Annotated in this window: 22 protein-coding genes and 1 pseudogene; 11 read left to right on the top strand and 12 right to left on the bottom strand. The window is 73.2% G+C overall.

Annotated features, from left to right (window positions below):
* The 3 genes from ACFV5N_RS01320 to ACFV5N_RS01310 form a co-directional block, all read right to left on the bottom strand.
* Nucleotides 1–339: a DUF2516 family protein gene (locus ACFV5N_RS01320; RefSeq protein WP_385592444.1), complete on the bottom strand. Its 339-nt coding sequence runs from the start codon at nt 337–339 to the stop codon at nt 1–3.
* Nucleotides 340–432: 93 nt separating this feature from the next.
* Nucleotides 433–804: a hypothetical protein gene (locus ACFV5N_RS01315; protein WP_385592442.1), complete on the bottom strand. Its 372-nt coding sequence runs from the start codon at nt 802–804 to the stop codon at nt 433–435.
* Nucleotides 801–1,181, bottom strand: coding sequence for a helix-turn-helix domain-containing protein (locus ACFV5N_RS01310; RefSeq protein WP_385592441.1), 381 nt, complete (start codon nt 1,179–1,181; stop codon nt 801–803). The genes ACFV5N_RS01315 and ACFV5N_RS01310 overlap by 4 nt, the downstream gene beginning before the upstream one ends.
* Before the next feature lie 142 nt (nt 1,182–1,323).
* Between ACFV5N_RS01310 and ACFV5N_RS01305 the strand changes: the two genes are divergently transcribed.
* On the top strand, nt 1,324–3,363 hold the full coding sequence (locus tag ACFV5N_RS01305; protein ID WP_385592439.1) for an NAD(+) synthase: 2,040 nt from the start codon (nt 1,324–1,326) through the stop codon (nt 3,361–3,363).
* 59 nt (nt 3,364–3,422) lie between these two features.
* Complete coding sequence (locus ACFV5N_RS01300) at nt 3,423–4,289, top strand: MerR family transcriptional regulator (RefSeq protein ID WP_385592437.1); 867 nt, start codon at nt 3,423–3,425, stop codon at nt 4,287–4,289.
* On the opposite strand, the gene ACFV5N_RS01295 is transcribed toward ACFV5N_RS01300, so the two are convergent.
* A complete protein-coding gene (locus ACFV5N_RS01295; protein ID WP_385592435.1) occupies nt 4,286–4,699 on the bottom strand; it encodes an ankyrin repeat domain-containing protein in 414 nt (137 codons plus the stop codon). The two genes, ACFV5N_RS01300 and ACFV5N_RS01295, sit on opposite strands and share 4 nt — an antisense overlap.
* A 66-nt stretch (nt 4,700–4,765) precedes the next feature.
* On the opposite strand from ACFV5N_RS01295, the gene ACFV5N_RS01290 reads away from it, so the two are divergent.
* The 5 genes and pseudogenes from ACFV5N_RS01290 to ACFV5N_RS01270 all read left to right on the top strand — a co-directional run bounded on the left by ACFV5N_RS01290 (nt 4,766) and on the right by ACFV5N_RS01270 (nt 11,279).
* Nucleotides 4,766–5,944, top strand: a complete 1,179-nt coding sequence (locus ACFV5N_RS01290) for a sensor histidine kinase (protein WP_385592433.1) — start codon at nt 4,766–4,768, stop codon at nt 5,942–5,944.
* Entirely contained in the window at nt 5,941–6,606 is a 666-nt protein-coding gene (locus tag ACFV5N_RS01285) for a response regulator (protein WP_385592431.1), read from the top strand. The genes ACFV5N_RS01290 and ACFV5N_RS01285 overlap by 4 nt, the downstream gene beginning before the upstream one ends.
* A 230-nt stretch (nt 6,607–6,836) precedes the next feature.
* Nucleotides 6,837–8,066: pseudogene (locus ACFV5N_RS01280) on the top strand (cytochrome ubiquinol oxidase subunit I); the annotation flags it as partial.
* Nucleotides 8,067–8,302: 236 nt separating this feature from the next.
* Nucleotides 8,303–9,067, top strand: coding sequence for a cytochrome d ubiquinol oxidase subunit II (locus ACFV5N_RS01275; RefSeq protein WP_385592429.1), 765 nt, complete (start codon nt 8,303–8,305; stop codon nt 9,065–9,067).
* 49 nt (nt 9,068–9,116) lie between these two features.
* Nucleotides 9,117–11,279, top strand: coding sequence for an MMPL family transporter (locus tag ACFV5N_RS01270; protein WP_385592427.1), 2,163 nt, complete (start codon nt 9,117–9,119; stop codon nt 11,277–11,279).
* Here ACFV5N_RS01270 and ACFV5N_RS01265 read toward each other — a convergent pair.
* The 3 genes from ACFV5N_RS01265 to ACFV5N_RS01255 form a co-directional block, all read right to left on the bottom strand.
* Entirely contained in the window at nt 11,161–12,312 is a 1,152-nt protein-coding gene (locus tag ACFV5N_RS01265) for a phosphotransferase family protein (protein ID WP_385592425.1), read from the bottom strand. The two genes, ACFV5N_RS01270 and ACFV5N_RS01265, sit on opposite strands and share 119 nt — an antisense overlap.
* Before the next feature lie 83 nt (nt 12,313–12,395).
* Entirely contained in the window at nt 12,396–13,088 is a 693-nt protein-coding gene (locus ACFV5N_RS01260; protein WP_385592424.1) for an HAD family hydrolase, read from the bottom strand.
* A complete protein-coding gene (locus ACFV5N_RS01255) occupies nt 13,089–13,937 on the bottom strand; it encodes a winged helix-turn-helix domain-containing protein (protein WP_385592422.1) in 849 nt (282 codons plus the stop codon).
* Between the two features lie 164 nt (nt 13,938–14,101).
* On the opposite strand from ACFV5N_RS01255, the gene ACFV5N_RS01250 reads away from it, so the two are divergent.
* Nucleotides 14,102–14,287, top strand: a complete 186-nt coding sequence (locus tag ACFV5N_RS01250) for a hypothetical protein (protein ID WP_019431820.1) — start codon at nt 14,102–14,104, stop codon at nt 14,285–14,287.
* A gap of 39 nt (nt 14,288–14,326) precedes the next feature.
* Here the strand turns inward: ACFV5N_RS01250 and ACFV5N_RS01245 are convergent, their stop codons facing one another.
* Entirely contained in the window at nt 14,327–15,574 is a 1,248-nt protein-coding gene (locus ACFV5N_RS01245) for a GNAT family N-acetyltransferase (RefSeq protein WP_385592420.1), read from the bottom strand.
* Nucleotides 15,575–15,671: 97 nt separating this feature from the next.
* Entirely contained in the window at nt 15,672–16,280 is a 609-nt protein-coding gene (locus ACFV5N_RS01240) for an ABC transporter substrate-binding protein (protein ID WP_385592418.1), read from the bottom strand.
* 152 nt (nt 16,281–16,432) lie between these two features.
* On the opposite strand from ACFV5N_RS01240, the gene dtd reads away from it, so the two are divergent.
* Together dtd and ACFV5N_RS01230 are read left to right on the top strand one after the other, a co-directional pair.
* Complete coding sequence (dtd, locus tag ACFV5N_RS01235) at nt 16,433–16,858, top strand: D-aminoacyl-tRNA deacylase (RefSeq protein WP_385592484.1); 426 nt, start codon at nt 16,433–16,435, stop codon at nt 16,856–16,858.
* Between the two features lie 2 nt (nt 16,859–16,860).
* Nucleotides 16,861–17,508, top strand: coding sequence for a DUF4232 domain-containing protein (locus tag ACFV5N_RS01230; protein WP_385592417.1), 648 nt, complete (start codon nt 16,861–16,863; stop codon nt 17,506–17,508).
* A gap of 2 nt (nt 17,509–17,510) precedes the next feature.
* Here ACFV5N_RS01230 and ACFV5N_RS01225 read toward each other — a convergent pair whose 3' ends face one another.
* Nucleotides 17,511–18,482, bottom strand: a complete 972-nt coding sequence (locus ACFV5N_RS01225) for a YgfZ/GcvT domain-containing protein (protein ID WP_385592415.1) — start codon at nt 18,480–18,482, stop codon at nt 17,511–17,513.
* An 82-nt stretch (nt 18,483–18,564) separates the two neighbouring features.
* Nucleotides 18,565–19,005 (bottom strand): Fur family transcriptional regulator, encoded by a 441-nt coding sequence (locus ACFV5N_RS01220; RefSeq protein ID WP_385592413.1) that lies wholly within the window; start codon nt 19,003–19,005, stop codon nt 18,565–18,567.
* 169 nt (nt 19,006–19,174) lie between these two features.
* Here ACFV5N_RS01220 and ACFV5N_RS01215 point away from each other — a divergent pair, with 169 nt between their 5' ends.
* Nucleotides 19,175–19,927, top strand: coding sequence for an SDR family oxidoreductase (locus tag ACFV5N_RS01215; RefSeq protein ID WP_385592412.1), 753 nt, complete (start codon nt 19,175–19,177; stop codon nt 19,925–19,927).
* On the opposite strand, the gene ACFV5N_RS01210 is transcribed toward ACFV5N_RS01215, so the two are convergent.
* Nucleotides 19,878–20,134 (bottom strand): DEAD/DEAH box helicase family protein (locus ACFV5N_RS01210; RefSeq protein WP_385592411.1); only part of this gene is annotated, 257 nt, incomplete at its 5' end. The two genes, ACFV5N_RS01215 and ACFV5N_RS01210, sit on opposite strands and share 50 nt — an antisense overlap.

Raw genomic sequence — 20,134 nt, 5'->3', positions numbered from 1 at the left:
TCAGCGGTTGCCGTTGTACGGCCCGTAGGGGCCGTCGCTGCTGCTCCAGCCGCCGCCCCGGCCACCGCGCCCGCCGACACCGGTGATGGCGGGCTTCACGTCCACGATGTAGACGATGGCGGCCACGGTGCCGGCCAGCACCAGCAGCATCATCGGGATGATCAGCTGGGCCGCGACCGACACGCCCAGGATGACCAGCCAGAACGGCTTGGTCTGCTTGTCCGCGGCCCGGTAGGCGTCCTCGCGCTGGAGGGCGGCGTGCACGAGGGCGTACACGCTCAGGATCAGCAATCCGAGCGTGATGAGCCCCCACAGGGAGTAGAACCCGTTCAACAGCATGCTGTCCACCACCATGGTCCGCGCAGTCCGTCCGAGTCCACGCTACCGGGCGCGGGGCCGGGCGCGTAGTGCTGAAAGGTGCCGAAAGTCACCTCAGACCCGCGGCGAGGCGTCCTCGCCGGTGTCCTTCGCGGTCTCACCCTTGGTCAGGCGGCCGTTCTCCGGCTCGGCGCGCTCCACGATCACCTCGGGGGTGTCCGCCTCGCGCTCCTTGGCCTCCTCGGCCTCCCGGGCGGCCCGCTCGGCGCGCCAGGTCTCCACCGCGCCCTTGCCGCGCTCGCTCAGCTCGTCGTAGGTCTCCCTGGCCTTGGCGGCGTACACCCGGAAGGTGCTCTGCGCCTGCTCGCGCAGCTCGGGGGCGTGGCTGCGCAGCTCGCGCAGCTTCTCGGCGGCCAGGTCCGCGGTCCCCGCCGCGGCGTAGGTCGCGGTGGTGACCGTCTTGCGGATCTCGTCGGTGATGGTCATGGTGACTCCTTCTCCTGTCGGCTCCGGTCGTTGCGGAACGAGGTGTAGATCTGGAGGAGCGCCTGCTTCTGCTCGTCGGACAGCTCCGGGTCGGCCAGCACGGCCGCCGGTACCCCGCCCCCGCCGGGCTCCTCCCGGACGGCCTCCGCGTCGAGGATCCCGGCCTGCACGTACAGCGTCTCGGCCGAGATCCGCAGCCCCTTGGCGATCTGCTGCAGGATCTCCGCGCTGGGCTTGCGCAGCCCGCGCTCGATCTGGCTCAGATACGGATTGGACACCCCGGCCATGTCCGCGAGCTGCCGCAGCGACAGCTTCGCCTGCCGCCGCTGCTCCCGCAGAAACTCGCCGAGTGAGGCCATGACTCCAGCGTGCAGCATGCTGCTAACTTTTGCAAGCGATGCGCTAGCAGATGTGCGCCACGCCACCCGGAACGCACCCCGGACGGCGCCACCGATCGCCTGCCCCGGCCCACGGCATACGATTCCCGAAGAATCTTGTCGCCGGAAAGGGGCCCCTCGCATGACCGACTTCCGGTCGATCTACCAGCACGGATTCGCCCGGGTCGCCGCCTGCACCGGCCACGCCGCCATCGCCGACCCGCCCGCCAACGCCGCGTCCGTCCTGCGCCAGGCCCGCCGCTGCGCCACCGACGGCGTCGCCGTCGCCGTCTTCCCCGAGCTGGGCCTGTCCGGCTACTCCATCGAGGACCTGCTGCTCCAGGACGCCCTGCTGGACGAGGTCGAGACCGCGCTCGCCACCGTCGTCGCCGGCTCCGCCGACCTGCTGCCCGTCCTCGTCGTCGGCGCCCCGCTGCGCCACCGGCACCGGATCTACAACTGCGCCGTGGTCGTCCACCGCGGCCGGATCCTCGGCATCGCGCCCAAGTCGTACGTGCCGAACTACCGCGAGTTCTACGAGCGCCGGCAGATCGCCCCCGGCGACGACGAGCGCGGCGGCACCCTCACCTTCGGCGGCACCGCCGTCCCCTTCGGCACCGATCTGCTCTTCGCCGCCGACGACGTGCCCGGCCTCGTCCTGCACGCCGAGATCTGCGAGGACATGTGGGTCCCGGTGCCCCCCAGCGCCGAGGCCGCCCTGGCCGGCGCCACCGTCCTCGCCAACCTCTCCGGCAGCCCCATCACCGTCGGCCGCGCCGAGGACCGCCGGCTGCTGTGCCGCTCCGCCTCCGCCCGCTGCCTGGCCGCCTACGTCTACGCCGCCGCCGGCCTCGGCGAGTCCACCACCGATCTGTCCTGGGACGGACAGACCATGATCTACGAGAACGGCGCCCTGCTCGCCGAGAGCGAGCGCTTCCCGCAGGGCGACCAGTACGCGGTGGCCGACGTCGATCTCGACCTGCTGCGCCAGGAACGCCAGCGGATGGGCACCTTCGACGACAACCGGCGCACCCACGCCGCACGCACCGCCGGCTACCGCCGCGTCCCCTTCCGGCTCGGCGCGCCCGGCACCGACCTCGGACTGCGCCGCACCGTGGAACGCTTCCCGTTCGTCCCCGCCGACCCCGACCGCCTCGCCCAGGACTGCTACGAGGCGTACAACATCCAGGTCGCCGGCCTCCAGCGGCGGATGGCCGCCATCGGCGACCCCAGGATCGTCATCGGCGTCTCCGGCGGCCTCGACTCCACCCACGCGCTGATCGTCGCTGCCCGCGCCATGGACCGCGCCGGCCGCCCGCGCAGCGACATCCTCGGCTTCACCCTCCCCGGCTTCGCCACCAGCGAGCACACCAAGGCCAACGCGCACGCCCTCATGCGCGCCCTCGGCATCACCGCCGCCGAACTCGACATCACCCCCACCGCCACCCTGATGCTCCGGGAACTGGGCCACCCGTTCTCGGCCGGCGAGCCGGTGTACGACGTCACCTTCGAGAACGTCCAGGCCGGGCTGCGCACCGACTACCTCTTCCGGCTCGCCAACCAGCGCGGCGGCATTGTGCTCGGCACCGGCGACCTGTCCGAACTGGCGCTCGGCTGGTGCACCTACGGCGTCGGCGACCAGATGAGCCACTACAACGTCAACGCCGGGGTGCCCAAGACGCTCATCCAGCACCTCATCCGCTGGGTCATCTCCACCGACCAGTTCGGCGCCGAGACCAACGACACCCTCACCGCGATCCTCGACACCGAGATCAGCCCCGAACTCGTCCCCGGCGAGGAACTCCAGTCCACCGAGTCGAAGATCGGCCCGTACGCGCTGCACGACTTCACGCTGTTCCACATCCTGCGGTACGGCTTCCGCCCCTCGAAGATCGCCTTCCTCGCCTGGCACGCCTGGCACGACCGGGAGCGCGGCACCTGGCCGCCGATGTTCCCCGAGGCCGACCGCGTCGCCTACGACCTGCCCGAGATCCGCCACTGGCTGGAGACCTTCGCCCGCCGCTTCTTCGGCTTCGCCCAGTTCAAGCGCTCCGCGCTGCCCAACGGCCCCAAGGTGCTGGCCGGCGGCGCCCTCTCCCCGCGCGGCGACTGGCGCGCCCCCTCCGACAGCACGGCGGACGCCTGGCTGCGCGACCTCGCCCGCTGGAAGGACGCCGACTAAGCCCCGGCCCGGCCCCGCTTGACCCTCACACCGTGTCAGGCGATGCCCTGGGAAGCACCATGTTCAGTATCGGAGACTTCTCCCGCTACGGCGGGGTGTCGGTGCGCATGCTGCGCCACTACGACGCCCTCGGCCTGCTCGTGCCCGCCCGCACCGACGCGTACAGCGGCTACCGCTGGTACGAGGCCGGTCAGCTGGTCCGGCTCCACCGCATCGTCGCGCTCAAAGGGCTCGGCTTCTCGCTCCAGCAAGTCGGGGAGATCCTCGACGAACGGGTGAGCGGCGCCGAACTGCGCGGCATGCTGCGGCTGCGCAGCGCCGAGCTGGCGGCGGCCCTGGAGGCCGACACGCTGCGGCTGGCCGGCGTGGAGGCGAGGCTCCGCATCATCGAGAGCGAGGGACGCATGCCCACCCACGATGTCGTCGTCAAGAAGATCCCGGGTCTGCGAGTGGCCGAGCTGACCGCTGTGGCGTCCGGCGCCTCCGTGGCGGCGATCGGCCAGGTGGCCGGGCCGCTGTTCGACCGGCTCGGCGACCTGATGGCCGAGGCCGGGGTCGAGGCCACCGGCCCCGGGATCGCCCGCTACACCCCGGCCGCGGACGGCGATGGGATCGTCGTGCACGCCGGCTGCCAGGTCGCCGTGGACCCCGGCCACCCCGGTGCCGCCGCCGCGGGCCTGGCCATCACCGACCTGCCACCGGTCGAGACCGCCGCCACGCTCGTCCACCGCGGGCCGATGACCGAACTGCTGCCCAGCCTCCAGACCCTGGCCCACTGGATCGACGCGCACGGCTACCGCTCCGCCGGACTCGCCCGCGAGCTGTACCTGGACTGCCCGCCCGGCGGCGACTGGGTGACCGAACTCCAGGAGCCGGTGACCCGTGCCCCCGGGACCGCCCAGCCGGCCCAGGACCTGCCCGACTAGCCGGCCGCGCCGAACAGCTCCAGCAGCTCCGTCTTGGCGAACATCCGGGCGGTGTCGATGGCCGACGGCTGACCGGCCGCCGGATCGGCGCCCGCCGCCAGCAGCGTGCGGACCACCTCCGTCTCGCCCTTGAACACCGCCCCCGCCAGCGGCGTCTGGCCCCGGTCGTTCGCCCGGCCGGGGTCGGCACCGCGCGCCAGCAGCGCCTCCACCGTGGCCGCGTGCCCGTGGTACGCGGCCAGCATCAGCAGCGTGTCCCCCTTGTCGTTGCTGAGATTCGGCGGCACCCCGGCGTCCACGTACGCGGCGACCGTGGCCGTGTCCCCGTCCCGGGCGAGATCGAAGATCTTCGCCGCGAGCTGGAGCACCTCCGGGTCGTGCGCGGGCTCGTTGCTCTTCGGGGACGTCATGGGCGGTGCCTCCTGGGGACGGAAAGCGGGCGGGCCGGGGGCTCCAGCCTACGTACTCTGGCGGCCATGACCCCGCCGATGTTCCGGATGGACCGGGTGATACTGCTCGCCGGGCTGCCGCTGCTCGTGGACACCGTCCTGTTCGCCGTGCGCCACGCCGAGGAGCCGCCGCCCGTCCTGCTCGTCACCTGGCTGCTGGGCGCCCTGTGCTGGGCGGCCCTGGGCCTGCGGCACCGCGCGCCGCTCGCCGTCGCCCTGTTCACCCTGGTCGCGGCGGGCGTCTACTACCCGCTGTCCTCGGTGGACGGACTGACCCCCGGCGTCGCCTTCGTCCTCGCCCTCTACGCCCTCTCCCGCGCCGGACAGCTGATCGCCGCCGTCACCCTCGCCGTCGCCACCATGCTGGCCATGACCTACGGCGAGTTCGTCGCCTCGAACGCCGGCGAGCGGCACGTGGACAACATGTCGATGGTGCTCTTCGAGGGCTGGTTCCTCGCGGTCATCGCCTTCGGCCACGCCATGCGGGTGCGCCAGGCCTACCAGGAGGAGAGCGAACGCCGCGCCGCCGTCGCCGAGCGGCTGCGCATCTCCCGCGAGATCCACGACGTCCTCGGCCACAGCCTCTCGCTGATCAGCGTGCAGGCCGGTGCCGCCCTGCACCGCAGCGCCAAACGGCCCGGCGAGACGGCCGAACTGACCCGCGCCCTGGAGTCCGTCCGCGACACCAGCAAGGACGCCCTGCGCGAACTGCGCGGCACCCTCGGCATGCTGCGCCGGGGCGACGAGGAGCCGGGGGCCGCCCCCACCGCCCCCGCGCCGGGACTCGCCGATCTCGGCCGGCTCGCGGACCGGGCCCGCGCCACCGGCCTCACCGTCACCGTCCGCACCGACCCCGACCCGCTCCCGGCGGACGCGGTGGGAACCGGCACCGCGCTGGCCGCGTACCGCATCGTCCAGGAGTCGCTGACCAACGTCACCCGGCACGCGGCCGGGGCCACCACCGTGCGCGTCGAGGTGACCCGGGACGCGGACGCGCTGCGGATCCGCGTCGAGGACGACGGAACCGGCGGCGCGCCCCCGGACAGCCGCGCCGCGGAACCCGGCGACGGCACCGGCACCGGCATCGGCGGCATGCGGGAGCGGGCCCGGGCCCTCGGCGGTGAGCTGACCGCCGGTCATACTGACTCCGGCTTCCGGGTGGCCGCCCGGCTGCCGCTGGCACCCCTCCCCGAAGGACAGGCATGATCCGGGTACTCCTCGCCGACGACCAGCGACTGGTCCGGGCCGGTTTCCGCTCCATCCTGGACGACGAGGACGACATCGAGGTCGTGGGCGAGGCCGGCGACGGCCACCAGGCGCTGCGGCTGGCCCGCGACCTGCGGCCCGACGTCGTGCTGATGGACATCCGGATGCCCGACCGCGACGGCCTCGCCGCCACCGGCGACATCGCCGCCGACCCCCGGCTGGCGGAGGTCAGGGTCGTCATCCTCACCACCTTCGACCTGGACGACTACGTCTACGGCGCGCTGCGCGCCGGCGCCTCCGGCTTCCTCCTGAAGGACACCGAACCGGAGGAACTGCTGCACGCGGTACGGGTCTGCGCCCGGGGCGACGCGCTGATCGCCCCCGCCATCACCCGGCGGCTGATCGCCGAGTTCGCCGGCCGCGTCAAGCAGCCCGACCCCGGCCCCCGGCTGAACGCGCTCACCGAACGCGAGCGCGAGGTCCTCGGTCTGGTCGGCGCCGGGCTCAGCAACGACGAGATCGCCCGCCGGCTGGTGCTCAGCCCGTCCACCGCCAAGACCCACGTCTCCCGCATCATGACCAAGCTCGGCGTCCGCGACCGCGCCCAGCTGGTGGTCCTCGCCTACGAGAGCGGCATGATCACCCCGGGCTGGCTCGCCTAGGCCGTCTCTTCCGGATCTCCGCGGGGCCGCGCCGCCGGCTACTGGGGGCACCACCCGGCCGAAGGCCGGGGGAACCCCGCCGCGTTGCCGAGCTGCCCGGAGGACACCACCCTGAGGGCACTCCGGCGCCTTGCGACGCACCGCATCCGGCAACGCGGCCTGATCCACGAAGACCCGAAAGAGACGGCCTGGCGCGCCGGGCACCACCGGGGGAGTACGGACCGCCCCCGGTGCGGTACCCCGGTGGTACGCCGGGTGTACGCCACGGGCCGACGCGCCCGGGGGTGTCCTGCCGCGAGCGTGGGGGCGTGGATCCGCAGACCCTCGATCTCGCCCGGTGGCAGTTCGGCCTCACCGCCGCCGGACACTTCCTGTTCGTCTCCCTGACGCTCGGGCTGGCGCCGCTGCTCGCGGTGCTCCAGACCCGCGCGACGCTGCGCGGCGGCGCCCCGGTGCACACGGCGATGGTCCGCTACTGGGGCCGGCTGTACCTGATCAACTACGGCGTCGGCATCGTCACCGGCCTGGTGATGGAGTTCCAGTTCGGGATGGCCTGGAGCGGTCTCGGCCACGCGGCGGGCGCCGTGTTCGGCGCCTCGCTCGCGGTGGAGACGGTCTTCGCGTTCTTCGTCGAGTCCGTCTTCCTGGGGCTGTGGATCCTCGGCTGGGACCGGTTCAACCGGTGGGTCCACCTGGGGATCCTGTGGGTGGTCACCGGTACCGCCTACCTGTCGGCGTACTGGATCCTGGTCACCAACGGCTTCCTGAACAACCCCGTCGGGTACACCACCGACGGTGACGGCGCGCTGCTGCCGGCCGACCCGGTGGCGCTGCTCACCAACCCCTCCACCCTGCTCGCCTTCGGCCACATCGCGGGCGGCGCCCTGGTGACCGCCGGGCTGTTCCTGGCCGGGGTCAGCGCCTACCACCTCTCCCGGCGCACCGGGCACCACGAGCTGTTCCGCCGCTCCCTGCGCCTGGGGGTCTTCACCGCGCTGCCCGCGCTGCTCGTCACCGTGGTCTTCGGCGGGGTGCAGCTGGCCTCGCTCACCACGCTCCAGCCGATGAAGTCGGCGGTCTTCCGGCAGGACGCCGCCGAGACGGCCCGGCTCCAGGCCGAGCTGACGGAACGTTTCGGCCCCGGTGACTACCTGCCCCACGAGGCGCTCACCCGGGGCGCGGGCACGGTCATGATGCTGATGTTCGCCCTGCTGATGTACGGGCTGCTGGCCTCGGCGATCCTCGCCTGCTCCCACCGCGCGGTGCACCGGTTCCGGCTGTGGCACGGGGTGCTGATGGCGATGGTGCCGCTGCCGTACGTGGCGATGACCGCCGGCTGGGTCTTCCGGGAGGCCGGCCGCCAGCCGTGGGTGGTGTACGAGGTGCTGCGCACCGAGGACGCCGTCTCCGATCTCTCCGCCGGGGCGATGGCGCTGTCGCTGGCCGTCTTCGGCACCCTCTTCGCCGTCCTGATCGCGGTGAACACGGTGCTGCTGCTGCGCACCGCCCGGCGCGGCCCCACCGCCCCGCTCACCGGGCCGGTGCCCCCCCCCCCCCCCCCCCGTACCCCCCCGCCGCCCCCCGGCCCCGCCCCCCCCCCCCCCCCCCGCTCGTACCGCCCGGCCCGCCCCGCTCACCCGCCCCGCCCGCCGCGCCGCTCGCCGGCCCCGCCGACCGCTGAGAAGGACGCCCCCCCATGGAAACGCTCGCCATCGGCCTGCTGGGTTTCTTCACCGCCGGGTACTTCGCGCTCGCCGGGGCCGACCTCGGCCTCGGCATGCTGCTGCCGCTGCTGGGCCGCGACCGCGCCGACCGGGACCGGATCGCCGCCGCCCTCGCCCCGTACTTCCTGGGCAGCGAGGTGTGGCTGGTGGCCGCCGCCGGGGTGTTCATCGGCTGCTTCCCCGCACTGGAAGGGGAGTTGTTCACCGAGCTTCTGCCGGTCCTCGTGCTGCTGCTCTCCGGCTGGATGGTGCGGGACGCCGGGCTGTGGTGGCGGGTGCACGGCGGCCGGGTCCCGGACGTCATGATCTGCGCCGGCAGCTGGACGGTGGTGGCCGCCTGGGGCTGGGCGCTGGCCGGACTGCTCGGCGGCGCGGGCGGCGCGGCGCTCGCCACGGTCGCCGGGGTGGCGCTGCTGTTCGCCGCGCACGGCCTGGGCTACGGCGCGCTGCGGCTGACCGGCGAGCCGTACCGGCGGGCGCGGCAGCTGGCGGGCGGCCGGGGGCGCGGCCCGGCCTTCGCGCTGACCGGGGCCGTGCTGGCGGCGCTGCCGCTGCTGGCGGGCGCCGGGCTGCCGCTGCGGGAGCACGCCGCCGCGGGCCCGGCGCTGGGGCTGCTGGTCCCGGCGCTGACCGCGTTCGTCCCGGTGCTGCTCGCCGCCCAGCTGTGGCTGTGGCGCGCGGCGGCCCGTACCGGGCGGCGCGAGGGTGCCGGGCGCACCACCGCCTTCTTCTTCTGACGCCCCATCGGCTCTCTTCCGTTCCACCGACCGAGAAAGTGGAGATGTCATGACCGTTTTCGAACGGCTGGCCGGGTTCTCGCACCGGCACCGCTGGACGGCCCTCATCGTGTGGGTCCTCGTCCTGGCCGCCCTGTGGGCGGGCGCCTCGGCTGCCGGGGACCGCTACCGCCAGGACCACTCCCTGCCGGGCAGCGAGTCGCAGCGGGCGCTGGAACTGCTCACCGAGCACGGCTCGGACCAGGCGGGCGACAGTCTGGAGATCGTCCTGCACGACACCGGCGGTCTGGAGCGCACGGCCGTGCGCGAGCGGGTGGAGGCGATGCTCGCGGAGGTCGCCGGACTGCCGGGGGTGGCGCAGGTGCGCTCCCCGTACCAGGACGGGGCGGCCGCGCTCTCCGCGGACGGCACCGTCGGCTACGCCACGGTGGTGCTGGACGCGCGGTCCGAGCAGCTGGCCGTGGCGGACACCCGGCGCCTGTACGACACGGCGAGCGCGGCGGCCGGTGACGGGCTGCGGGTGGAGCTGGGCGGGGACGCGGCGCGGGCGCTGGCCGGGAGCGACGGGGGTGGCGCGGAGGGGGCCGGGATCATGGCCGCGCTGGTCATCCTGGTCTTCATGTTCGGCACGGTGATCGCCGCCGGGCTGCCGGTCATCACGGCGGTCTTCGCGGTGGGCAGCACCCTGGCCGTGATCGTGCTGGCCTCGCACTGGTTCACCATCGCCGACTACACCCCGTACGTGATGATGCTGGTCGGCCTGGGCGTGGGCATCGACTACGCGCTGCTGGTCTTCGCCCGGTTCCGTTCCGAGCTGGTGGCGGGTGCCGGGCCGGAGGAGGCGAGCCGCCGGGCGCTGGACGCGGCCGGGCGGACCGTCTTCTTCGCCGGCTGCACCGTGATCCTGGCGCTGCTGGGTCTGGTGGCGCTGGGTCTCGGCTCGCTCCAGGGCATGGCGCTGGGCGTGGCGCTGACGGTGCTGGTCACCATGCTGGCCTCGCTCACCCTGCTGCCGGCGCTGCTGGCGGTCTTCGGGGCCCGGTTCGCCCGCCAGTTCCCGGCCCGGGCGGCGCGGCGCGCGGCCCGGGGCAGGGCGGCCACCGGCGCGGGCTGGCGCCGCTGGGGGGCGGCCGTGCAGCGGCGGCCGGTGGCGGTGCTGCTGGTCTCGGTGGCGGCACTGGGGGCGCTGGCGGTGCCCGCGGCCCAGCTGCGGCTCGGCTTCGCCGACGCGGGCAACGATCCGGCCGGGTCCACCAGCCGGGCGGCGTACGACCTGATGTCGCGGGGGTTCGGTCCCGGCTTCAACGGGCCGCTGGTGGTGGTGGCGGAGGAGCCGGGCGGTACGGCGGTGGCGGCCGCCGGGGAGGCGGCCGGGGTGCTCGCCGGGACGCCGGGGGTGGCCGCCACCACCCCGCCGGTCCCGGCCGCCGACGGCACGGTGGCCACGGTGATCGTCTTCCCGGCCTCCGCGCCGCAGGACGAGGCGACCTCCGAGCTGGTGACGGCGCTGCGGACCGAGGTGCTGCCCGGGCTCGCCGAGCGGACCGGCGCCGGATATCTCGTCGGCGGCGCGACGGCCGCCGTCGAGGACTTCTCGGCCACGGTCGCCGGGCGGATGCCGCTGTTCGTGGCGATCGTGGTCGGTCTCTCGGTGCTGCTGCTGATGGTGGTCTTCCGCTCCCTCCTCATCCCGCTCAAAGCGGCGCTGCTGAATCTGCTCTCCATCGGGGCCGCGCTGGGCACGGTCACCCTGGTCTTCCAGCACGGCCTGCTGGGCTTCGAGCCGGGCCCGATCGAGGCGTTCATCCCGGTGCTGATCTTCGCCATCGTCTTCGGGCTGTCGATGGACTACGAGATCTTCCTCATCTCCCGCATCCACGAGGAGTGGACGCGTAGCGGGGACCACCGGCTGGCGGTCCGGGAGGGGCTGGCGCACACCGGGTCGGTGATCACGGCGGCGGGCGCCATCATGATCGTGGTGTTCTCCGCGTTCATGCTGAGCGCGGACCGGATGCTCCAGCAGTTCGGGTTCGGGATGGCGGTGGCCATCCTCCTGGACGCGGTGGTCATCAGGTGCCTGATCGTCCCGGCGGCTATGCGCCTGATGGGACGCCGCGCGTGGTGGCTCCCGGCCCCGCTGGCCCGGCTGCTGCCTGCGGTGGAGCTGGAGAAGCCCCGGCACCGGCCGGCACCTCCGCACCCGGGTGTCTGACCCGCGCCGCGTACCCGGCGTAGGCGGCCTCCACAGCGCTGGGGCTGGGCACGCGGCCCAGCCCCAGCGGTTTGGCCGCCCGTCTCAGCACGGTGCTGATCGTGCCGGCGGTGCGTTCGAGCTGTTCCGGCAGATCGGCGGCGGAGGTGGAGCGGACTATCTGCGCTTGTCGTACGACATCGGTGAACACGGACTGGACGCGCTTGTACGCCAGATAGCGGGGCAAATCCCTGGCCACCCCGGCCGAGGCGCCCGGCAGCGCGGCCTCGACGGCCTGCGACCAGCGGTGGGTGAGCCCGCGCTGCCAGCCGGCCGGATAGCCCATCAGGTGCAGATGCGTGGCGAGATCGTAGACGGGGTCACCGAGCAGGGCCAGTTCCCAGTCGATGGTCCACAACTCGCCGTCGGATGCGGCGATGATGAGGTTGTCCCGGTGCAGATCGCCGTGCAGCAGGCAGAACGGCCGGTCCGTGAGCTGGTCCGCCTCGCGGGCCAGCGCCCCGTACGGGCCGAGCACCGCGTCGCCTTCGATGCGCAGCGCCGCGAACAGCCGGTGCAGCTCCGGGCGGTGCACCTCGTACACCCGGGTGCGGGTGAAGCTGATCAGCCGGCGCAGGAAGTCCCCGCTGGTGCGGGGTCTGCGCCCGGCCGGGCAGCGGTGGACCAGTTCGAGCGCGCCCGGCCGGATCGCGGCCAGTTGTCCGAACAGCTCCATCAGCCGCGCCAGATGATGCTCCGGGAGCGGGGTGCCCGGGGGGTGCGGGCGGGAGAGGGTCTCCCCCTCGATGTAGCCGTGGACGCGCAGCCCGTCCTCGCCCACGTGGTGGACGGGCGGGATGCGGTCCATGCCGAGCAGGGACAGTTCGATCAGTACGTCCTCCTCCGCGGCGAAGCACCGCGGATCGAAGTGCGCCACGCCGGGCCGTGCCCGGCCGGCCTTCAACCGGCCCAGTCCGGCCAGCTGGCCTTGCGGGCTGAGCACATGCCAGACCCGGTGGTGGCCACCGAGCAGGGGCATTGTCTGTCTCGTCATGATCGGCTCCGAGAGCTGTACGGTCGCGAGGTAGCGACACCGTACGCCCCCAGAGCCTCATGACATGAGGCAAAGCACTCAAATCACCCGTGAGTTGGGGCAATAAGCGCAGTCAGGACATGCTCCAGCGAGCGAGTGACATAATCGGCGCCCGCGCGGCGGAAGGCCGCGGCCTGCGCGTCGTCCAGCGCGTAGCCGAGGAACTCCACCCCGGCCGAGCGCGCGGCGGCCAGATCCGTGCTCGTGTCGCCGATCATCAGCGCCCGCCCCGCCGGGGTGCCGGTGGAGCGCAGGGCGCGCAGGACGGCGTCGGGATGCGGCTTGAGCAGGGTGATGTCCCGGGTCCGGCCGTGCACCCGGCCGGCCACGTAGCCGGACAGCTGCTGGCGGCGCAGATAGAACTCGGCCGCCAGCGGGGAGTTGTTGGTGACGATGGCGACCTGGCGGCCCCGGGTGGAGAGCGCGGCGATCAGCGGTGCGGCGTACGGGGTGGGGGCCGCGGTGGCGGCGGCGGAGATCTCCTCCCGGGTGAGGGCCGCCTCGATGCGGTGCACCACGGCGGGGGAGGGGTGGTGCCTGGCGATGCCGCGCAGTACCTGCTGCGGGTCGGGGGAGGCCCGTAACTGGGGCGTCAGCAGCCAGTCGGCGCCCAGTTCGACGGCCAGGGCGCGCAGTCGGTGCGCGATGGCATCGGCCGGACGGGCGGAGAACAGGTGGCAGATGGGGCCGTCGAAGTCGAAGAGAACACAGTGGGCGTTACTGAGAAGTCTCCTCATCTAACCGAGTGTGAGTGGTCGCGAGATCGTTGACCAGAGGGACTCGAACCACAGGCGGGACTCGGTGACGAAGGCGGCCTCCTGCTCGTCGCGGCTGTCCTTGTCCGACGAGGAGCGGAAGATCTTGGAGGACAGGCCCAGCACGTCGTAGATCTCCAGCTGTTCCTTCTCGTACTCCACGGTGCGCGGCACGACGGTGTAGTACGCGGTGAGGGCCTCGGAGCCGTTGAGGAGATACAGCTTCTGCAGCGGGGTGACGGCCACGGTGCGGATCTCGACGCTCACCTCGGGCACGAGGTGCATCTCGGCGAGGGAGTTGAGCTGGTGGCGCAGTGAGGTGGAGAAGGTCCGGGTGAGTTCGCGCAGCCGGGCCATGGGGCGCGGGTCGGTGGGGTCGGTGACCAGCCGGGGGTAGGCGAGCGGGGCGTCCCAGGAGGGCAGCAGCACCCGCACGGTGATGGAGCGCGGCTTCAGTTCGCCCGCCGAGATCGCTATGAGCGGCCCGGCCAGGGCGGAGCTGAGCGTCTCGGTGGTCAGGGTGAAGGCGTCGATGGACACCCGCTCGGCCTGGAAGGCGAGGGCGATCCGGTCGGCGACCTCGACGCCAGCCGGGCGCGGGGTGTCGGAGGCGGGTGCGGAGACGACGGCGGGGGCGCCCCGGCCGCGCGCGCTCACGAAGCCCTCGCGTTCGAGGACCGCGAGGGCCTGGCGGACGATGCCCCGGTTGACGCCGAACTCCTCGGAGAGGGCGCGCTGGGTGGGCAGCCGGGAGTTCCGGGGCAGCTCGCCGGAACGTATCCGGCTGCGCAGCGTCTCGGCGATGCGTTCGGGGGCGATCTCCTCGCTCACGCGGACACCTTACAACTTGACATCGGGCGGCAGAGGTTGGCGGGAAAGAGTTTGGCCAGTTCGACCAACTGGGGATAACCATCTTAGAGTTGGTCGCCAACTTCACCAACTACCGAAAAGAATTCTGCCAGTTGCCGCCGATGTGTCGATGAGGAGGAGGGATCATGATCGTTTCAACCATCATCGCCGCTGCCTTCGCCATCGTGGTCGATCAGGCAGTGGAGGTTCAGTTCGGGCTGCCGGGCGTGATCGGGTTGCTGATCCTGCGGACCGGCTTGCGGAAGCGCAACTTCACCTGCACCTGTGTCGGAATCACAGTGCTGGTGATGCTGGGACTGAACACGCTGTGAGAAGCGCCTCTGGGCGCCCGACAACCCGACCGGGAACGGTCAGAAGCTGTCCGGGCACCAGGGGCGCGCTCCCGTGCTCAGCAGCGTGTTCGCCCGGGCCACCGCACCCGGCGTCTCCTCGGTGAGCCGGCCGGCCGCGGCCAGCCGCACCGCACTGATGTCCCCCAGACAGAGCGTGCCCAGCACCCCCGCGTCCAGCGTCAGATCGGCGCTCCGCGTGGTCGGCACGCACTGCGCACCCTCCTCCGAGGCGGTCAGCGCGAACCGCCCCTCCGCGAGACCCATCGCGTCGCGCACCTCGAACACCAGCTCACCGGCGGCGGCGTACGAACGGGCCGTCAGCAGCGCCGGAACGTCCAGCGGACGCAGCCAGAAGAAGTCGCCCTGGTCGGTGAGCCGGGCCGAGCGCGGGTCCGGCAGCAGCAGCGGCAGCAGATCGTCCGGGCCCCGGTTCTCCGCGCGCAGCGTGGTGACCCAGTCGATGGACAGCAGGAAGTGCCACAGCCCGCGCTGCGCGGCCGGGGTGGTGGCGATCAGATCGTGCACCGTGGCCGTGTTGTCCGGGAGATCGACGTCCCACTTCTTGTCCGTCGTGTACTTGAGCAGGCCCTGCGGCACCCCGGCGCCGTCCCGGTAGACCACGTAGAACGGGTCCTGCCAGGTGTCGTGGCCGAACCGCACCTCGCCGGTGAACCTCTCCCACCACAGGGCCGGACGGTTCACCGCACCGGGCTGGCCGCGCCGGAAGCGGTCGTGCAGCTCCGGGCCGATCTTGCGGACCTCGGCGCCGTCGACGAACGCCACCGAGGCGCCCTCCTCGGGCGGCGTCCACCGCGACGGGACGCCCGAACGCAGCCCCTTGACGGTGAAACCGGCGAGCGAGGCCGCCGGACCGTACCCGAACCGGCCATAAATCCGGTACTCGGCGGCGATCAGCGTCGCGGCGGCGTCGCCGCGCTCCTTGGCCTCCGCCAGATCCGTGCCCATCAGCCCGCTGAGCAGACCCCGCCGCCGGTAGGCGGGGTTGACCGTCACCGCGCTCACCGCGTTGACGTCCAGCAGCCGGCCGCCCGGCATCGTCAGCTCCTGGCCGAAGCTCTTGAACGTGGCCACGCACTGGTCCCCGTCGAACACGCCGCGCGCCCGCCGGTACTCCTGCTTCTCCCGGCGCAGCTTCAGTTCGTCGTCGGTGAGGGGGGACGGGTGCTGGAAGCCCAGCATCACCGCCCGGTTCCAGGCGTCGGTGTCGGCGTCGCTGCCGGCGACAATACGGGTGCTCAGGGACATGTCCCTGAGGCTAACCGGGCCTCCCGCGGGCCGCCACGGAATATCCGGGCCACCGGGCGGGGCGCCCGCGGACACCCCGCCGGGCCGCCGGGCCCCGTCAGGCCAGCAGGTCGTCCACCTGGGCCTCGCCCTCCCGGTACCGGCGGGCGATCTCCGCGCTGCACCCGTCCGCCGTCCGCTGGAGCGCCTGGCGGCGCCGGGACACCCGCGTCTCGTAACGGGCGAGCCGGCCCAGCGCGTCGTGCAGTTCGTCATCGGTGCGGGCCAGCAGATCCGACAGCTCCACCTCCGCCAGCATCTCCTCCGCCAGCTCCCGGTACCGCTGTCCCGACGGCGGCCCCACCGTCACATGGCGGGCCGAGGACCGGTGCGGCGACGGGCTGTCGGCCAGGATCTGCGGCAGCCGGTCCAGCAGATCGGCGTCCGGCGCCAGCCGTCTGCGGCGCTCCGCCTCCAGGATGTCGATCCGCCCCTGGAGCAGCCGCCGCACAAAGCTCAGATCGGCCTCCTCGCGCTGCGCCTCGCGGCGCAGCTCCCGCAGTTCGGCCAGCCGCAGCCGGCGGAGCCGGGCGAGGGAGTGCGCGGGCTCGCCGGTCTCGCCGCCGAGCCGTACCCGTGGTGCGCCGTCCCTCCGGGCGGACGCGTCGTCGGCGACCGTGGTGGTGGCAGTGGCGGCAGGCTGTGAGCCGGGGCCCGGTGTGATCATGCGGAATTGTCCCCTCATCCCCATTTCGGGTTGCTGGCACGGTACGTACCCCGTGCCACGCATCGTGTCACTGTGTACCCACCCGACGCAGCGTCTTCGCATGCATCCGGCCGCCATTCAGTGCGAGGGAACGTTCCGGCATGATGTCCGGCATGCGAGCTGTGGTGCAGAGAGTGGACGGTGCGCGGGTCACCGTGGACGGCGAGACGGTGGGCGAGATCGTTGGCCAAGGACTGTGTGTGCTGGTCGGCGCCACGCACGAGGACACCGACGAGCAGGCCGCGCGGCTGGCGAAGAAGCTCTGGACGCTCCGTGTGCTCGATGCTGAAAAGTCCTGTTCGGATGTGGGCGCTCCATTGCTGATTGTTTCGCAATTCACACTCTACGGTGACGCCAGGAAGGGCAGACGGCCCACCTGGAACGCCGCCGCGCCCGGTGAGGTGGCCGAACCCCTGGTCGAGAGGTTGTGTGCTCATCTGCGCGCGCTGGGGGCACAGGTCGAGACGGGACGATTCGGCGCGAAAATGCGGGTCGAGCTGACCAACGACGGGCCCTTCACCGTCCTGCTGGACGTCTGACGGTGCGCCCGCCCCTCAGCCGCGCCGCCGGGATCCTCGCCCCCGTCCTGCTCCTGCTGACGGCCGGCTGCGGCACCGCCCCCGCCGGCACCCCCGCACCCCGGGAGGCGGACGCCGCCGCCCCGCGGCCGAGCACCCCCGCCCCCGAACGCCCCGACTGCCCCGAGTCCGGCGTGCGCGTCACCGAGGACGGCGGCGACGCCGCCCTCGGCCTGCGCGTCCTGGGCCTGCGGCTGACCAACTGCGGCACCGGACCGTACGACCTGCACGGCTACCCCGCCGTCGCCGTGCTGGACGAGGACGGCGACCCGTACCCGGTGAAAGTCCTGCGCGGCACCGGGCCCATCACCGGCGAGCTGGAGGCCCTGGACAGCGAGCCCCGGCCGCTGACGCTGGCACCCGGGGAGTACGCCACGGCCGCGCTGGTGTGGCGCAACACCGTCGACGACCTCTCCCGCCCCCTCGCCAACGGCGAACGGATCAGCGTCAGCCCCGCCGAGGGCCTGCCCGCCCAGCGCGTCCCGGCCGTCGTGGACCTCGGCACCACCGGCACCCTGGGCGTCGGCCCCTGGCGCGAGCCCGACCCGCCGGAGGCGGCGGACGCGGCGGACCCGGGTGACGCGCCGGATGGGCCGGACACCACCGGCTAGCCCTAGGGCTCGACGATCGTCTCCTGCGCCGCCGGGGTGTCCCCGGCGAGCAGCGGGGCGTCCGCCGGGACGTTGCGCTTCACCAGGGCCAGCGCGATCGGGCCCAGTTCGTGGTGGCGGGCCGAGGTGGTGACGAAGCCCAGCTGCCGGCCCTCCGCCCCGTCCGCCGCGAGCCGCACCGGCGCCCCGTGCTCGGGGATCTTCACCTCGCTGCCGTCCAGGTGCAGAAAGACCAGCCGGCGCGGCGGCCGGCCCAGATTGTGGACCCGGGCCACCGTCTCCTGGCCCCGGTAGCAGCCCTTGGCCAGATGCACCGCGCTGCCGATCCAGCCCAGCTCGTGCGGGATCGTCCGGTGGTCGGTCTCCCGGCCGAGCCGCGGCCGGTGCCCGGCCACCCGCAGCGCCTCGTACGCCAGCACCCCGGCCGCCGGGCCCGCCCGGTCCGCGAACGCCGCCAGCTCGCCGCGCGGCACGAACACGTCCCGGCCGTACGGCGTCTCGCGCACCACCCAGTCGCCCGGCACCTCGGTGATCGAGCCGGCCGGCAGGAACACCACCGCGAACGCGTCCGTGCGGTCGGCGACCTCCACCCGGTAGAAGAAGACCATCGACTCCAGATAGCCGATCAGCGCCGCCCGGCTGCCGGGCTCGGTGTGGATCCAGGTGGTGGTGCCGTCGTCCACCAGGTACAGGGCGTGCTCGATGTGGCCCTTCGCGGACAGGATCAGCGCCTCGGTGGCCTGCCCGGCGGGCAACTGCTCCACGTGCTGGGTCAGCAGCAGATGCAGCCAGCTCAGCCGGTCGGCGCCGGTGACCGTGATCACCTCGCGGTGCGACAGGTCCACCAGGCCCCGTCCCTGGTCCAGGGCCCGTTGTTCCCGGAAGAGATCACCGTAGTGCGCGGCGACCCCGCCGTCGGGGGCGTCCGCGGCGACCGCGCCGGGCAGGGACAGCAGAGGACTGGCGTACGACATACCGCCAGCCTAGGGCCTGTCGGCAAACGAGCGCCGTCCGCCCGAAGGGCCCGCGGGCCGGGCGGGACTTCGACGGCAGGTCCTACGGCGCGGCCGTGCCGTCCGGACCGGCCGCGCAGTCCCCGCAGCGGCCGAAGATCGCGAAGTGCCGCAGATCGGTCTCGAACCCGAACCCCTCGCGCAGCTGCCGCGCGAACGGCTCGGCGACCTCCAGGTCCGCCTCCAGCACCGTGCCGCAGTCCCGGCACATCAGATGCAGGTGGTGGTGGCGCTCGGCCAGGTGGTAGGTGGGGGCCCCGTGCCCGAGGTGGGCGTGCGAGACCAGGCCCAGCTCCTCCAGCAGCTCCAGCGTGCGGTAGACGGTGGAGATGTTGACCCCGCCGGCGGTACGCCGCACCTCGGTGAGGATGTCCTCCGGCGTGGAGTGCTCCAGCTTGTCGACAGCCTCCAGCACCAGCTGCCGCTGGGGCGTCAGCCGGTATCCGCGGTCACGGAGCGAGGTCTGCCAGTCGGTGCTCACCACGAGCCCAGTGTAGGAGGAATCGGCCAGGGCATAGGGTCGCCCGTTAGCGCCTCCGCACGGAGGCGGCCGGAGGGGATCGGCGGCCCCCGTGCGGGGAGGCGGTTCCCACCCTGCCCGGGGGTATGTCAAACCGGCGTAAAGCCCACAGCGCACGGGAGGAAACGAAGCGATGGATCTCGGACTGGCGGAGCGGGTCTATGTCGTCACCGGAGGCAGCAAGGGCCTGGGCCACGCCACGGCCGCGGCCCTGGTCGCGGACGGGGCCAGGGTGGTGCTCTCCTCCCGGGACGCGGAACGCGTCGAGGCCGCCGTGGCGGCGCTGGGCGCCCCGGACCGGGTGACGGGCCTGGCCGCCGACCTCGCCGACCCGGAGGCGGCCGGCCGGCTGGCCGCGCTCGCCCTGGAACGGTACGGGCGGCTGGACGGCGCGCTGATCTCCGTCGGCGGGCCGCCGCCCGGCACCGCCGCCTCGGTCAGCGACGAGCAGTGGCGCACCGCCTTCGAATCGGTCTTCCTCGGCAGTGTCCGCGCGGCCAGGACCTTCGCCGCCGCCCTGACCGGGGAGGGCGCCATCGGCCTGGTGCTGTCCAGCTCGGTGCGCTCGCCGGTCGGCGGGCTCGGCATCTCCAACGGGCTGCGTCCGGGCCTGGCCATGGTGGCCAAGGACATGGCGGACGAGTTCGGGCCGCGCGGCATCCGGGTGCTCGGGCTGCTGCCGGGCCGGATCGCCACCGACCGGATGACGCAGCTGGACGCGGCGTTCCCCGACACCCGCAAGGCCGCGCTGGCGGGCATCCCGCTGGGCCGCTACGGCGAGCCGGAGGAGTTCGGCCGCACGGCCGCGTTCCTGCTCTCCCCGGCGGCTTCCTACCTCACCGGTTCGGTCGTCCCGGTGGACGGCGGCGCGCTGCGCGCCCTGTGAGACCGGCGGGGCGCCGGCGGAGCGGGCGGGTGGTGTCGGCGGACTCAGCCAGCTCGGGGGCGGCGAAGATGCGGGGGGTGGCGGTCATGTAGAGGCGGCGGTCAGCGTGGATACGCTTCGCGTCGTTGACGACGGCCCACTTCTTGTCGGCGCGGCCCGCGATCCGGTGCGCCTCGTCCATGACCGCCAGGTCGAACGGCGGCACCG

The sequence above is a fragment of the Streptomyces sp. NPDC059853 genome (genome assembly GCF_042731495.1).
GTDB lineage: Bacteria > Actinomycetota > Actinomycetes > Streptomycetales > Streptomycetaceae > Streptomyces.
Note: the sequence above shows the minus strand (reverse complement) of the source record. Positions and strands in the feature narration are given on the sequence as shown.

Excerpts from the sequence above, each read along its gene's own strand:
- ACFV5N_RS01305 (WP_385592439.1), top strand. The coding sequence starts at position 1,324 with ATGACCGACTTCCGGTCGATCTACCAGCACGGATTCGCCCGGGTCGCC.
- ACFV5N_RS01250 (WP_019431820.1), top strand. The coding sequence starts at position 14,102 with ATGATCGTTTCAACCATCATCGCCGCTGCCTTCGCCATCGTGGTCGAT.
- ACFV5N_RS01285 (WP_385592431.1), top strand. The coding sequence starts at position 5,941 with ATGATCCGGGTACTCCTCGCCGACGACCAGCGACTGGTCCGGGCCGGT.
- ACFV5N_RS01275 (WP_385592429.1), top strand. The coding sequence starts at position 8,303 with ATGGAAACGCTCGCCATCGGCCTGCTGGGTTTCTTCACCGCCGGGTAC.
- dtd (WP_385592484.1), top strand. The coding sequence starts at position 16,433 with ATGCGAGCTGTGGTGCAGAGAGTGGACGGTGCGCGGGTCACCGTGGAC.
- ACFV5N_RS01215 (WP_385592412.1), top strand. The coding sequence starts at position 19,175 with ATGGATCTCGGACTGGCGGAGCGGGTCTATGTCGTCACCGGAGGCAGC.
- ACFV5N_RS01300 (WP_385592437.1), top strand. The coding sequence starts at position 3,423 with ATGTTCAGTATCGGAGACTTCTCCCGCTACGGCGGGGTGTCGGTGCGC.
- ACFV5N_RS01270 (WP_385592427.1), top strand. The coding sequence starts at position 9,117 with ATGACCGTTTTCGAACGGCTGGCCGGGTTCTCGCACCGGCACCGCTGG.
- ACFV5N_RS01290 (WP_385592433.1), top strand. The coding sequence starts at position 4,766 with ATGACCCCGCCGATGTTCCGGATGGACCGGGTGATACTGCTCGCCGGG.
- ACFV5N_RS01225 (WP_385592415.1), bottom strand. The coding sequence starts at position 18,482 with ATGTCGTACGCCAGTCCTCTGCTGTCCCTGCCCGGCGCGGTCGCCGCG.
- ACFV5N_RS01245 (WP_385592420.1), bottom strand. The coding sequence starts at position 15,574 with ATGTCCCTGAGCACCCGTATTGTCGCCGGCAGCGACGCCGACACCGAC.
- ACFV5N_RS01320 (WP_385592444.1), bottom strand. The coding sequence starts at position 339 with ATGCTGTTGAACGGGTTCTACTCCCTGTGGGGGCTCATCACGCTCGGA.
- ACFV5N_RS01295 (WP_385592435.1), bottom strand. The coding sequence starts at position 4,699 with ATGACGTCCCCGAAGAGCAACGAGCCCGCGCACGACCCGGAGGTGCTC.
- ACFV5N_RS01310 (WP_385592441.1), bottom strand. The coding sequence starts at position 1,181 with ATGCTGCACGCTGGAGTCATGGCCTCACTCGGCGAGTTTCTGCGGGAG.
- ACFV5N_RS01315 (WP_385592442.1), bottom strand. The coding sequence starts at position 804 with ATGACCATCACCGACGAGATCCGCAAGACGGTCACCACCGCGACCTAC.
- ACFV5N_RS01260 (WP_385592424.1), bottom strand. The coding sequence starts at position 13,088 with ATGAGGAGACTTCTCAGTAACGCCCACTGTGTTCTCTTCGACTTCGAC.
- ACFV5N_RS01240 (WP_385592418.1), bottom strand. The coding sequence starts at position 16,280 with ATGATCACACCGGGCCCCGGCTCACAGCCTGCCGCCACTGCCACCACC.
- ACFV5N_RS01265 (WP_385592425.1), bottom strand. The coding sequence starts at position 12,312 with ATGACGAGACAGACAATGCCCCTGCTCGGTGGCCACCACCGGGTCTGG.